At 62.0% G+C, this 12,527-nt stretch carries 14 protein-coding genes; 8 read left to right on the top strand and 6 right to left on the bottom strand.

Annotated elements, in window-relative coordinates; all coding sequences use genetic code 11:
- Positions 1–18: 18 nt before the first annotated feature.
- Positions 19–870, top strand: a complete 852-nt coding sequence (locus QLQ16_RS13180; protein WP_283225125.1) for a segregation and condensation protein A — start codon at positions 19–21, stop codon at positions 868–870.
- 3 nt (positions 871–873) lie between these two features.
- On the opposite strand, the gene QLQ16_RS13175 is transcribed toward QLQ16_RS13180, so the two are convergent.
- The 4 genes from QLQ16_RS13175 to QLQ16_RS13160 form a co-directional block, all read right to left on the bottom strand.
- Complete coding sequence (locus QLQ16_RS13175) at positions 874–1,872, bottom strand: NAD(P)H-dependent glycerol-3-phosphate dehydrogenase (protein ID WP_283225124.1); 999 nt, start codon at positions 1,870–1,872, stop codon at positions 874–876.
- Between the two features lie 13 nt (positions 1,873–1,885).
- Positions 1,886–2,350: a protein-export chaperone SecB gene (gene secB, locus QLQ16_RS13170; RefSeq protein WP_283225123.1), complete on the bottom strand. Its 465-nt coding sequence runs from the start codon at positions 2,348–2,350 to the stop codon at positions 1,886–1,888.
- Between the two features lie 126 nt (positions 2,351–2,476).
- Positions 2,477–2,737, bottom strand: coding sequence for a glutaredoxin 3 (gene grxC / locus QLQ16_RS13165; RefSeq protein WP_283225122.1), 261 nt, complete (start codon positions 2,735–2,737; stop codon positions 2,477–2,479).
- 12 nt (positions 2,738–2,749) lie between these two features.
- Positions 2,750–3,151, bottom strand: coding sequence for a rhodanese-like domain-containing protein (locus tag QLQ16_RS13160; RefSeq protein WP_283225121.1), 402 nt, complete (start codon positions 3,149–3,151; stop codon positions 2,750–2,752).
- Positions 3,152–3,265: 114 nt separating this feature from the next.
- On the opposite strand from QLQ16_RS13160, the gene gpmA reads away from it, so the two are divergent.
- The 3 genes from gpmA (at position 3,266) to QLQ16_RS13145 (ending at position 6,337) form a co-directional block, all read left to right on the top strand.
- Positions 3,266–4,003: a 2,3-diphosphoglycerate-dependent phosphoglycerate mutase gene (gene gpmA / locus QLQ16_RS13155; RefSeq protein WP_283225120.1), complete on the top strand. Its 738-nt coding sequence runs from the start codon at positions 3,266–3,268 to the stop codon at positions 4,001–4,003.
- A 124-nt stretch (positions 4,004–4,127) separates the two neighbouring features.
- On the top strand, positions 4,128–5,576 hold the full coding sequence (locus QLQ16_RS13150) for a S41 family peptidase (RefSeq protein ID WP_283225119.1): 1,449 nt from the start codon (positions 4,128–4,130) through the stop codon (positions 5,574–5,576).
- Positions 5,577–5,581: 5 nt separating this feature from the next.
- Positions 5,582–6,337, top strand: a complete 756-nt coding sequence (locus tag QLQ16_RS13145; protein ID WP_283225118.1) for a HesA/MoeB/ThiF family protein — start codon at positions 5,582–5,584, stop codon at positions 6,335–6,337.
- A 4-nt stretch (positions 6,338–6,341) separates the two neighbouring features.
- On the opposite strand, the gene QLQ16_RS13140 is transcribed toward QLQ16_RS13145, so the two are convergent.
- Positions 6,342–6,842, bottom strand: coding sequence for a thermonuclease family protein (locus tag QLQ16_RS13140; protein ID WP_283225117.1), 501 nt, complete (start codon positions 6,840–6,842; stop codon positions 6,342–6,344).
- Positions 6,839–7,411, bottom strand: a complete 573-nt coding sequence (locus QLQ16_RS13135; protein WP_348534221.1) for a MarR family winged helix-turn-helix transcriptional regulator — start codon at positions 7,409–7,411, stop codon at positions 6,839–6,841. The genes QLQ16_RS13140 and QLQ16_RS13135 overlap by 4 nt, the downstream gene beginning before the upstream one ends.
- Positions 7,412–7,532: 121 nt before the next feature.
- On the opposite strand from QLQ16_RS13135, the gene QLQ16_RS13130 reads away from it, so the two are divergent.
- The 4 genes from QLQ16_RS13130 to QLQ16_RS13115 are packed head-to-tail and all read left to right on the top strand — an operon-like array spanning position 7,533 to position 12,518.
- Entirely contained in the window at positions 7,533–8,492 is a 960-nt protein-coding gene (locus tag QLQ16_RS13130) for a Bug family tripartite tricarboxylate transporter substrate binding protein (protein WP_283225116.1), read from the top strand.
- Positions 8,493–8,510: 18 nt separating this feature from the next.
- Entirely contained in the window at positions 8,511–9,476 is a 966-nt protein-coding gene (locus QLQ16_RS13125; protein ID WP_283225115.1) for a Bug family tripartite tricarboxylate transporter substrate binding protein, read from the top strand.
- 7 nt (positions 9,477–9,483) lie between these two features.
- Complete coding sequence (locus QLQ16_RS13120) at positions 9,484–10,812, top strand: sulfatase family protein (RefSeq protein WP_283225114.1); 1,329 nt, start codon at positions 9,484–9,486, stop codon at positions 10,810–10,812.
- A 23-nt stretch (positions 10,813–10,835) separates the two neighbouring features.
- Positions 10,836–12,518, top strand: a complete 1,683-nt coding sequence (locus QLQ16_RS13115; RefSeq protein ID WP_283225113.1) for a SulP family inorganic anion transporter — start codon at positions 10,836–10,838, stop codon at positions 12,516–12,518.
- Positions 12,519–12,527 lie beyond the last annotated feature (9 nt).

Here is a 12,527-nt window from a genome sequence, read left to right as displayed (position 1 = left end):
CGAACCCGCGCATCGACCATGAGCACCGAGCCCACCGAGCTGCCCCCCGCATTGGACAGCGCCCCCGCGCCCATGCCGCAGGTGGTGGACCAGGTGGCTTTGGCCCGCCTGTATGGTGAGCCCTTGTTTTCGATGCCCACCGACCTGTACATCCCACCGGATGCATTGGAGGTGTTTTTGGAGGCCTTCGAGGGGCCCTTGGACTTGCTGCTGTACTTGATCCGCAAGCAAAACTTCAACATCCTCGACATCCCCATGGCGGCGGTGACCCGCCAGTACCTGAGCTATGTCGATGAAATCCGCCAGCACAACCTGGAGCTGGCGGCCGAATACCTGCTGATGGCGGCCATGCTGATCGAGATCAAATCGCGCATGTTGCTGCCACCCAAAAAAGTGGCCGAAGGCGAAGAAGCCGAAGACCCTCGGGCCGAGCTGGTGCGCCGCCTGCTCGAGTACGAGCAGATGAAGCTCGCCTCGATGCAGCTCAATCAGATCCCGCACTATGGGCGTGACTTCATCAAGGCCGAAGTCTTCATCGAGCAAAGCCTGCAACCGCGCTTTCCAGAGGTGAACCTGGACGAGCTGCAATCGGCCTGGCGCGACATCATCAAACGCGCCAAACTGGTCCAGCACCACAAGATCAGCCGCGAAGAACTGAGCGTGCGCGAGCACATGAGCATCGTGCTCAAGCACCTGCAAGGCCGCAAGTTTGTGGAGTTTGAACACCTGTTCGACCCCACCTTGGGCGTTCCGGTGCTGGTGGTGACCTTCATCGCCCTCTTGGAGTTGGCCAAAGAAACCCTGATCGAGATCACCCAGGCCGAGGCCTTTGCGCCGATCTACGTGCGGCTGGCGTACACACCCAACTGAGTTTCAGACCGATTCGCCGCGTGGGCCCCGACCCATGAGCACCTGCACCGCTTCGCGCGCTTGCAGTCGGCCATCCAAAAGTGCGACCACGGCTTCGGTGATGGGCATGTCGACACCCAAACTTTGTGCCCGTTGCGCCACAGTACGGGCGCTGTAGACGCCTTCGGCCACGTGACCCAGGGAGTCCACGGCTTGTTCCAAGCTCATGCCTTGCGCCAAGGCCAAACCCACTTTGCGGTTGCGGCTCAAATCGCCCGTGGCCGTCAACACCAAATCGCCCAAGCCCGACAGGCCCATGAAGGTTTCAGGCTTGGCGCCCAGAGCCAAGCCCAATCGGGTCATTTCGGCCAGGCCGCGTGTGATGAGTGCAGCGCGGGCATTGAGCCCCAGGTCCAAGCCATCGCACAGGCCTGTGGCAATGGCCAACACGTTTTTAACGGCACCGCCCACTTCCACGCCCACGATGTCATCGTTGGCATACACACGCAGGGCCGCACCATGGAAGGCTTGCACCAGCGCGTCGCGCACGGCGGCATGGCCGCTGGCGGCCACCAAAGCAGTGGGCTGGCTGCGCGCCACTTCCAGGGCAAAGCTGGGGCCACTCAAGGCGCCCGCTTGCATGGATGGGGCCACTTGGGCCTGCACCTCGTGGGGCATGAGGCCGGTGCCGGATTCAAAGCCTTTGCACAGCCAAGCCACGGGGCCAGGCACAGTGTGCAAGGCCTGCAGGGTGCTGCGCAAGCCCGACATGGGCGTGGCCACGATGAAGAGGTCTTGGGCTTCGGCTTGTGCCACCACTGGGGCCAATGGGCCGCTCAGAATGTCAAGCTGGGAAGGCAAATCGATGCCCGGCAAATAGCGGGCGTTTTGGCCTTGGGTGCGCAAGGCATTGGCTTGCACCTCATCACGGGCGTGCAAGCGCACCTCGTGGCCGCTCAAGCGGCAAGCGGCCATGGCCATGGCCGTGCCCCAGGCGCCTGCGCCAATGACCGTGATGCGCATGCGCGGCGACCGCTTACTGCTGGGTCGCAGCGGCGGCTTGGGCTTGTTGCTGCTCGTACATGGCCTGGAAGTTGATCTCGGCCAAGTGGACTGGAGGGAAGCCAGCGCGGGTGATCAAGTCAGCCACGTTGCCACGCAGGTAGGGGTAAACGATTTGGGGGCAAGCGATGCCCATGATGGCGCCCATCTGGTCTTCGGGCACGTTGCGGATTTCAAAAATGCCGCCTTGCTTGCACTCGGCCAAGAACACGGTCTTGTCACCGATCTTGGTGTGCACGGTAGCGGTCACGCAAACTTCAAACACGCCTTCCGCGGCAGGGGTGGCTTCCACGCCCAATTGGATGTCCACGTTGGGCTGCTGCTGCTCGATCAAGATGGCGGGCGAGTTGGGTTGCTCCAGCGAAGCCTCCTTGAGGTAAACGCGTTGGATTTGAAACACAGGAGTTTCGGCTTCGGAGGTGGTGTTGGTATCGGTCATCTCAATTCCCTGGGGACACAAAAATCATGCGGCCCGAAATGGGCCGCATATGAAAGAAAACAACAGAATTATCCGCGATCAGGACGCCCATTTTGAAAAGGCACTTCCTGTGGAAACCCTAGGGGCTCAAGCGCCTTGCAACAAAGGCACCAGGCCGCCTTTGGCGTCCAGCGCCATCAGGTCGTCGCAGCCGCCCACATGGGTGTCGCCCACATAGATCTGGGGCACGGTGCGGCGGCCGGTGATTTGCATCATGTGGTCCCGCTGGGCGGGATCCAGGTCGATGCGAATTTCCTCGATCTGCGCCACGCCCTTGGCCTTGAGCACCTGCTTGGCGCGGATGCAGTAGGGGCAGACGGCGGTGGTGTACATCTTGACGGCTTGCATGGGGCTTCCTCTTTAGACTTTTTCGACAGGCATGTTGGCCGCTTGCCAAGCCTTCAGGCCACCGGCAAGCGACTGCACGTTCTCGTAACCGAGCTTTTGGGCTGTTGCGGCTGCACGGGCAGAGCGGGCACCCACTTGGCACACCATCACCACCGGGGTGGCTTTGTTCTTGACCACCTGGGCCAGCTTGGCTTCCAGCTCGCTCAAAGGCAGGTTTTTGGCACCGATCACATGGCCTTGGGCGAACTCATCGGCAGAGCACACATCGATCACAACGGCTTTTTCACGGTTCATCAGCTGCACCATGTCTTGAGGGCTCAGGCCCGAGCCTTTGCCCAAGGTGGGCACGATCAAAGCCACGCCAGAGGCCAAGGCCACGGCGATCAACATCCAGTTATCGAAGAGAAAGTTCACGAATCAGACCTTTGTAAGGCATCAAAAACATCGGCCCGTCAGCGGGCCGCCAAGCCTCGATTCTAAAATGGCGGCCTTGTCCCTTGTTTTTCACAGCTACTGCTGCCTCTCACCATGTACAAACTTGTCCTGATCCGCCACGGCGAATCCACCTGGAACCTTGAAAACCGCTTCACCGGCTGGACCGATGTGGACCTGACCCCCACCGGCGTGAGCCAAGCCATGTCGGCCGGCAAACTGCTTAAAGCCGAAGGCTGGGACTTTGACCTGTGCTACACCTCGGTGCTCAAGCGCGCCATCCGCACTCTGTGGCTGACCCTGGACGAAATGGACCGCACTTGGCTGCCCGTGGTCAAGGACTACCGCCTGAACGAGCGCCACTATGGGGGCCTGCAAGGCCTGAACAAGGCCGACATGGCCAAGCAATACGGCGACGAACAAGTGCTGGTCTGGCGCCGCAGCTACGACACCCCGCCCCCGGCTCTGGAAGCGACCGACCCCCGCTGCGAACGCAGCGACCGCCGTTACCCCAACCCCGAAGCCGTGCCCTTGACCGAGTGCCTCAAGGACACCGTGGCCCGCGTGGTGCCCTATTGGACCGAGACCATCGCCCCCAGTATCCAATCAGGCAAGCGCGTGCTGATCGCTGCCCACGGCAACTCGATCCGCGCCCTGATCAAATACCTGGACGGCATCTCCGACAGCGACATCGTCAGCCTGAACATTCCCAACGGCATCCCGCTGGTGTACGAACTGGACGAAAACCTCAAGCCCATCCGCCATTACTACCTGGGCGACGCTGCCGCTGCTGCGGCAGCCGCCGCCGCCGTGGCCAGCCAAGGCAAGGCCTGATGGCCCTCTGAGCGGCAGACTTAGCCGCCTGGGGTCTTTACTTGAAATTACAGGCCCTCCCCAACAGGGGCTGGGCCTGCGGTGTATATTGACCTGAATCTCCTACAGGGAACAGACAAGCAATATGGGACAGAAACTCAAGATCGTCGGTTGGCTGAGCGTAGGCGCTTTAGCTGGCGCACTGACCACCGTGTCACTGCAAACCGTGGCACGCGGCAATATGGCGCCATTGCCACTCGAAGAGCTGCAACAACTGGCCGCCGTTTTTGGCATGGTCAAAAGCGACTACGTCGAGCCGGTGGACGAGAAAAAACTCATCACCGAAGCCATCTCTGGGATGGTCGCGAGCCTGGACCCGCATTCGCAGTACTTTGACAAAAAGAGCTTCAAGGAATTTTCGGAAGGCACCTCCGGCAAATTTGTCGGCGTGGGCATCGAGATCAGCCAGGAAGACGGCCTGATCAAGATCGTCTCGCCCATCGAGGGCTCGCCGGCCGACCGCGCTGGCCTCAAAACCAATGACCTGATCACCAAGATCGACAGCACCGCCGTCAAAGGCCTGTCGCTGAGCGAGGCGGTCAAACGCATGCGCGGCGAGCCCAACACCAAAGTGGTGTTGACGGTATTCCGCAAAGACGAAAGCCGCACCTTCCCGGTGACCATCATCCGTGAAGAAATCAAAACGCAATCCGTCAAAACCAAGCTGATTGAACCCGGCTACGGCTGGGTGCGTGTGTCGCAGTTCCAAGAACGCACGGTGGAAGACTTTGCCCGCAAAGTCGAAGAGATGGTCAAGCAGTCGCCAGGGCTCAAAGGCCTGGTGCTCGACTTGCGCAATGACCCGGGTGGTTTGCTTGACGCCGCAGTGGCTTTGTCGGCTGCTTTCTTGCCCGAAAACGTCACCGTGGTCACCACCAACGGCCAGCTCGAAGAAAGCAAGTTCACCTACAAGGCCTCGCCGCAGTTCTGGCGCCGCAGCGCCAGCAACGACCCGATCCAACGCCTGACCCAAGCCACCGGCGGTGTGCTCAAAAAAGTGCCCTTGGTGGTACTGGTCAACGAAGGCTCTGCATCGGCCAGCGAGATCGTGGCTGGCGCCTTGCAAGACTACAAACGCGCCACCTTGATGGGCAGCCAGACCTTTGGCAAGGGCTCGGTGCAGACCGTGCGCCAGCTTGGCCCTGACACCGCCCTGAAGATCACCACCGCCCGTTACTACACCCCCAATGGCCGCGCCATTCAGGCCAAGGGCATCGTGCCCGAGGTGATGCTGGACGAGACCGCCGAAGGCAATCTGTTTGCCGCTTTGCGCACCCGCGAAGCCGATCTGCAAAAGCACCTGTCCAACGGCAAGGAAGAAGAGAAGAAAGACCCCGAGCGCGAGAAAGCCCGCGAAGAGGCCTTGAAGAAACTCGAGGAAGACTCCAAAAAATCACCGGCCGAACGCCGTCTGCCCGAGTTCGGCTCTGAAAAAGACTTCCAGCTGCAACAAGCCCTGAACCAGCTCAAAGGCTTGCCCGTCAAAGCCAGCACCACCCTGTCTGAACGCAAGGCCGAGAAAAAAGACGAGTGAGCGCGATGGATGACACCCAGCTGTTGCGCTACTCGCGCCACATCCTGCTCAATGAACTGGGCATCGATGGCCAGGAAAAACTGCTGGCCTCGCATGCCCTGATCATTGGTGCAGGCGGCTTGGGTTCCCCCGTCAGCCTTTACCTGGGCAGCGCGGGCGTGGGCCGCATCACGGTGGTCGACCATGACCAGGTGGATGCCACCAATTTGCAGCGCCAGATCGCCCACACGCTGGACCGCGTGGGGCAAAACAAAGCCGATTCGGTGCGCACCGCGATTGCCCAAATCAACCCCGATGTGCAGGTCACACCCATCACGCAGCGGGCCGATGCGGCCTTGCTCGACACGCTGGTGGCGCAAGCCGATGTCGTGATCGACTGCTGCGACAACTTTGAAACCCGCCATGCCGTCAACCGCGCTTGCGTTGTGCACGGCAAACCCTTGGTCTCGGGCGCGGCCATCCGCATGGACGGTCAGGTCTCGGTGTTTGACAGCACCCACGCCGATGCGCCCTGCTATGCCTGCGTGTTCCCACCCGAGCAAGTCCCTGAAGAAACCCGCTGCGCCACCATGGGCGTGTTTGCGCCACTGGTGGGGATCATCGGCACGGTGCAAGCAGCAGAGGCGCTGAAAATCTTGAGCGGCATGGGCAGCCACATGGCCGGCCGCCTGTTGATGCTCGACGGCCGCGACCTGTCGTGGACCGACATCCGCATGGGCCGCAACGAACATTGCCCCGTCTGCGCCGCACACCGCGCCTGAGCTTTCAATTCACAGGGGCATGGCAGCTGCCATGGAACTTGCGAAACACCGCTGGCGTCATCGCCGTCTCTGAAGCACCGAACAAGCCGCGCTTGTCTTCTTGGGCCCGCTTTTGCAGCTTGGCATAAGGCCCCGCCCCTGCGCGGTAGCGGTAAGCCCAAGCCATACCGGTGCGCACCATCTCTGCGCCCAGGTCCACCCCATCGATGCTCACTTGCGCGACCTGCCGGCCGTAATGGTCTTGGCCAAATTCACGGACCTGCACCGTTTTGCGCATGGCCAGCCGGATCATCGCGTCCCGTGCGGCCTCGCCCCCTGGCTGACAACTCTCGGGCGCATCGATGCCATCCACCCGCACCTTGACGGGCTCTTTCTGGCCTTGCGGCACCAAAAGCAAAGTGTCCCCATCCATCACCCAGCTCACCCAAGCCGTGGTCTCGGTCGGCTCCGCGAACCCGAGGGCAGGCCAAACCAGCAGGCACAGCCACAAGCCACGCGCGATCACGGCCGATCCCTTGTCAATGCCTGCTTGGGCTTGGCCGCAAGCGCTGACGCAGTCCGGCCACGGCGGCGGTCTGCCTTGGGCAAGTCGGGGCTCATGCTGGCTTGCACGGCCAAGGCCTGCACCCGCAAGCGCTCCAGCGCGTCGTCCAAACTGGCGGCTTCTTCGTGCGAGAGCACCGACAGGATCTGGCTGTTGATGGCCTGGATTTGCGGCATCAGTTGGGCGTACAGCACTTGACCCTCGGGGGTCAGGCTCACGCGCACACTGCGCCGGTCGTGCGGCAAAGCGGTGCGCTCGATCAGTTGTTTGCCCAGCAAGGCCGTGATCGTCCTGGAAGTGCGGGCCCGATCGCGGTGCATGCGTTCGGCCAACTCTGAGGGCAGCAGGCCACCCGGGTAACCGTGCAACTGCGCCAGCAAGCCCCACTCGCGCCGCGTGATGCCGTAGCCGCCTTCGCACAAACGCACCACCACCGCGCCTGCGGCAGCCGTCAAGTGGCTCAGCCGGTACAGCAGCAAATCATCCACCGAGGCGAGGCGTTGTGAAGGAGACAGCGACATCAAGGGCATCAGGGTTTTCAGGGGGGATGGTTGATTAGATCAATCACCACAAACAAGCCTACATTGTGGGGCAGTCCATGCGGGGGTTCACCCCATGCGCAGTCCAACCCCCAATGAGGAATCGCCGAACATGCTCACACTCACACGCCGCACCTTGAGCCTTGCGCTGTTGACCTTGGCCAGCCTGGGCGCGCAAGCGCAAGACAAACCGCCTTTGAAAATCCTGGTGGGCTTTCCGCCTGGGGGCTCGGCCGACGTGATCGCCCGCATCGTGGCCGATGCACTGCGCGATGACTTTGGCCCCATCGTGGTGGACAACAAGCCCGGTGCAGGCGGACGCATCGCCCTGAACATGGTCAAAGCCGCCAAACCCGACGGCCAAACCGTCATCGTGCTGCCCAGCGGACCGATGGTGCTGTTCCCGCACGTTTACAAAAAGCTCGACTACGACGCGGTGAAAGACTTCACCCCCGTCTCGCAAATCGCCCGCTTTCAATTTGGCGTGGTGGCAGGTCCTGCTTCGGGTGTCAAAAGTGTGGCCGAGATGCTGGCCAAAGCCCGGGCCAAGCCCGGCGAAAGCAGCTACGGCACGCCCGGCGCGGGCACCCTGCCCCACTTCATGGGCGTGCTGATGGAGCAGTCTGCAGGCGTGCAACTGAACCATGTGCCGTTTCAAGGCGGCGCCCCGGCCAATAACGCTTTGCTGGGCGGTCACATCGACTACAAGTTCGATGTGGTGAGCGAAACCGCCGAGCTGCACCACAGCGGCAAGGCCCGCATCATCGCCGTGACCGGCAGCAAACGCGACACGCAAGTGCCCGAGGTGCCCACACTCAAAGAGGCAGGCATCAACATGGACGCCACCGCCTGGTTTGCCATGTATGGCCCCGCTGGACTCAAGGGCGAGGCCTTGGCGCGTTTGGAAAAAGCCATGGTCAAAATCGTGCGCGAGCCGGCCATGAAAGACAAGCTGGTCAAGCTGGGCTACGAGCCTATCGGCTCCAACTCGGCCGATCTGGCCGCCGCCCAAAAAGCCGACCTGAACCGTTGGGAAAAACCCATCAAAGCCACCGGCGTGCAACTGGACTGATCACCGAAGGAAGACCCCATGACACTGCGTCGCACACTCTTGCTGGCCAGCACAACATGGATGCTGAGCACAGCGGCCTTCGCCCAAACAGCGCCCTGGCCCAACAAGCCCGTCAAGTTCATCAACAGTTTCCCGCCTGGCGGGCCGTCCGACATCCTGGCCCGTGCCGTGGGCGATGTGCTGCAAAAGCAATTCAACCAAGCCTTTGTGGTGGAAAACAAGGCCGGGGCCTCGGGCAATGTGGGGGCCGATGTGGTGGCCAAATCAGCGCCTGATGGTTACACCTTGCTCTGGGGCATTGACACCACGCACACCATCAACCCGCACATCTACAAGGTGATGCCTTTCAAGGACGCGGACCTCAAACCGCTGGTGGTGATCTCCAGCTCAGGTTTGCTGCTGGGCGTGCACCCCGGCACTGGCATCAAGTCGGTCAAAGACTTCATGCAAACCGCACGCGAGCGCAGTCTGAACTTCAGCTCGGGCGGCAACGGCTCCCCCGGCCACTTGTGGGTCAACATGGCCAACCTCTCGGCGTCCACACGCCTGGTGCACATCCCTTACCGGGGCAATTCACCGGCGGTGATGGCGGTGGTGGCCGGTGAGGTGGACGGCGGCACACTGGCCACGCCCGGCATGCTGCCGCAAGTCAAAGGCGGCAAGATCAATGCACTGGCGGTGACCAGCAGCAAGCGTTCGCGCCTGGCCCCTGAAGTGCCGACCGTGGCCGAGGCTGGTTTCAAGGACTTGGAGAGCGAAGTGCTCTACGTGGTCATGGCCCCAGGCAACACCCCCGAGCCCTTGATGCAAACCATGGCCAAAGCCATCACCGATGCGATGGCCCGGCCCGAACAACAAGCCCGGCTGAGCGATCTGGACATGGCCTACGAAGGCCTGACCGGATCGGCCGCCGCTGCCCGCCTGAAAAAACTCTCTGACCAATACGGCCGCATCATCCGCGCCACCGGCATGAAGGTCGACTGAAACCCCCATGACACAACGCCCCAACATCATCTTCATCGTGGCCGACGACCTCGGCTTTGCCGATCTTGGTTGCTACGGCGGCCGCGACGCGAAGTTCGGCAAGGTCTCGCCCGTGCTCGACCAACTGGCTGCAAGCGGCCTCAAATTCACGCAGGGTTATTCCAACTCCCCCGTGTGCTCGCCCACCCGCTTTGCACTCATGACCGCCCGCTACCAGTACCGCCTGCGCGGTGGGGCTGACGAGCCCATCAACAGCAAAAGCAAAGGCAGCACGGTGCTAGGCCTGCCGCCTGAGCACCCCACGCTGCCGTCCCTGCTCAAAGCCAGTGGTTACCGCACGGCGCTGATCGGCAAATGGCATTTGGGCTACCCGCCCCACTTCAGCCCGATCAAGTCGGGCTATGAAGAGTTCTTTGGACCCATGTCGGGCGGCGTGGACTACTTCACCCACGCCAGCAACAACGGCACGCACGACCTCTACACCAAAGAAGAAGAAAAGCACGAAGACGGCTACCTGACCGATCTGATTTCGCACAAGGCGGTGGACTTTGTCGAGCGCATGGCCCCTGGCGCTGCGCAAGGCACGCCCTTCTTTTTGAGCCTGCACTACACCGCGCCGCACTGGCCCTGGGAAACCCGCGAAGACCATGCGCTGGCGGCACAAGTCAAGGACAACCTGTTTCATCTGGATGGCGGCAACATCCACACCTACCACCGCATGATCCACCACATGGACGAAGGCATTGGCTGGGTGGTCGATGCTTTGAAAAAAACCGGGCAACTCGACAACACCCTGATCGTCTTCACCAGCGACAACGGCGGCGAGCGTTTTTCTGACAACTGGCCTTTGGTGGGCGGCAAGATGGACCTGACCGAAGGCGGCATCCGCGTGCCGTGGATCGCGCACTGGCCCGCCGTGATCGCGCCCGGCGGCACATCGACCCAGCAGTGCATGACCATGGACTGGTCGGCCACCATGGTCGAGCTCGCTGGCGCCAAGGCCCATGACGACTTGCCCTTTGACGGCGTGTCCATGCTGCCGGTGCTGCGCGACGCCCAACACGCGTTTGAGCGGCCGCTGTACTGGCGCATGAACCACCGAGGCCAGCGCGCCTTGCGCATGGGCGACTACAAATACCTGCGGGTGGACGGCAACGATTACCTCTTCAACATTCCGGCCGACGAACGCGAACGGGCCAACCTCGCCAAGCGCGAACCCGAGCGCCTGCAAGCCCTGCGCGAAGCCTGGGAAGCTTGGGACAAGACGGTGCCCGCCATCCCCGAAGACGCAACCATCAGCCTGGGCTACTCTGTCAAGGACATGCCACAGCGCTGAACCCCAGCCGACTAAGATAGGGCATGGATTTGCAACGCTTTTTGACCTACCGTACCTGGCCCAAACTGACACCTGCGTTGGCCCGCACCGAAGTGCTGGCCGGGCTCACGGTGGCCCTGGTGATGGTGCCGCAGGCCGTGGCCTATGCGGGCCTGGCGGGCATGCCGCTGGTCACGGGCCTTTACACCTGCTTGGTGCCGGCTTTGCTGGCGGTGTTGTTGGGCAGTGCCAACCGCTTGTCGGTCGGCCCCGCTGCACTGACCTGTGTGCTGATCGGGGCATCGCTCACGGGCATGGCCGAGCCCGGCTCCGCCGAATGGGTGTCTTTGGCAGTGTGGCTGTCGCTCTTGTCGGGTGGCATACAGCTGCTTTTGGGATTAGGCCATTACGGCTGGTTGATCAACCTGGTCAGTTCACCCGTGATGATGGGCTTTACCCAGGCAGCTTCGCTGCTGATCATGGCATCGCAAGTGCCGGCGCTGCTGGGCGTGAAGACCTGGCAATGGGATGTTGCCAGCTGGAGCAGCTGGCTGACGGACTGGCCAGCGCTGTTTGGCCTGGGCAGTTTGGCGGTGTTACTTTTGCTGCGGCGCTACAAGCCGCGCTGGCCGGGCGTCATGCTGGTCATGGCCTTGGCCTCGCTCTTGGGCTATGTCACAGGCTACGAACAACATGGGGCCGTGGTCGGCTTGCTGCCTTCGGGCTTGCCCGATGTTTACTGGCCGCACTGGCCGGGCCTGGAGATGCTCAACCAGCTTTGGGTGCCGGCCATGGTGATCGCCTTGGTGAGCTTTTTAGAGACCGCCTCCAGTGCCCGCATCGAGTGCCAGCGCGATGGCAAACGCTGGGACGACAGCACCGAATTGTTTGCCCAAGGCCTGGCCAAACTGGCCTCGGCTTTTTCAGGCAGCTTCCCGACCAGCACCTCGTTCTCGCGCTCCGCCTTGATGCTGTATGCCGGTGCACGCTCGGGCTGGGCGGTGGTGGCCTCGGTTGGTTTTGTTTTGTTGGCTTTGCTGCTGCTGATGCCTGCCTTGCAATACGTGCCGCGCTCGGTCATGGCAGCTGCGGTGATCGTGGCGGTACTCAACCTGTTCCAGCCGCGTCAATTCCTCAAGCTCTGGCGCATTGACCGCGTTGAGACCATGACAGCAGCGGTCACCTTCGCCATCACCTTGGCCACAGCGCCGCGGATTTATTGGGGCGTCATGGCTGGTGTGCTGGTGGGACTGAGCCACTTTTTGCACACCCGCTTGCACCCGCGCATCATCGAAGTGGGCCTGCACCCCGACGGCAGCTTGCGCGACCGGCACCTGTGGAAGCTGCCCCCCTTGGCACCCCATTTGTATGCCTTGCGCATGGATGCCGAGCTCGACTTTGCTGCGGCCAGCGGCTTTGAACGCGCCATTGCCGAGCATTTGGCGCTGCACCCCGATGTGCAGGACGTTTGCCTGTTTGCCCAGCCCATCAACCGCATCGACGCGACCGGCGTGGAAACCTTTGGTCAGCTACAGCGCCAACTGGCCAGCCGAGGCATCACGCTGCACATCAGCGGCATCAAGCTGCCGGTGGAAACCGCCTTGAAACGTGCAGGAGAACTGCCTGAAAGCGCACAGCTGAAGCTGTACCGCACCGACGCCGACGCCTTGCAAGCCCTGCGCCAATTGGCGCCCCTGCCCAATGACATCGCGGCTGCGGCCATTTGACGAGCAGAT

The organism is Limnohabitans lacus (assembly GCF_030053395.1).
Lineage (GTDB): Bacteria > Pseudomonadota > Gammaproteobacteria > Burkholderiales > Burkholderiaceae_C > Limnohabitans_A > Limnohabitans_A lacus.
Note: the sequence above shows the minus strand (reverse complement) of the source record. Positions and strands in the feature narration are given on the sequence as shown.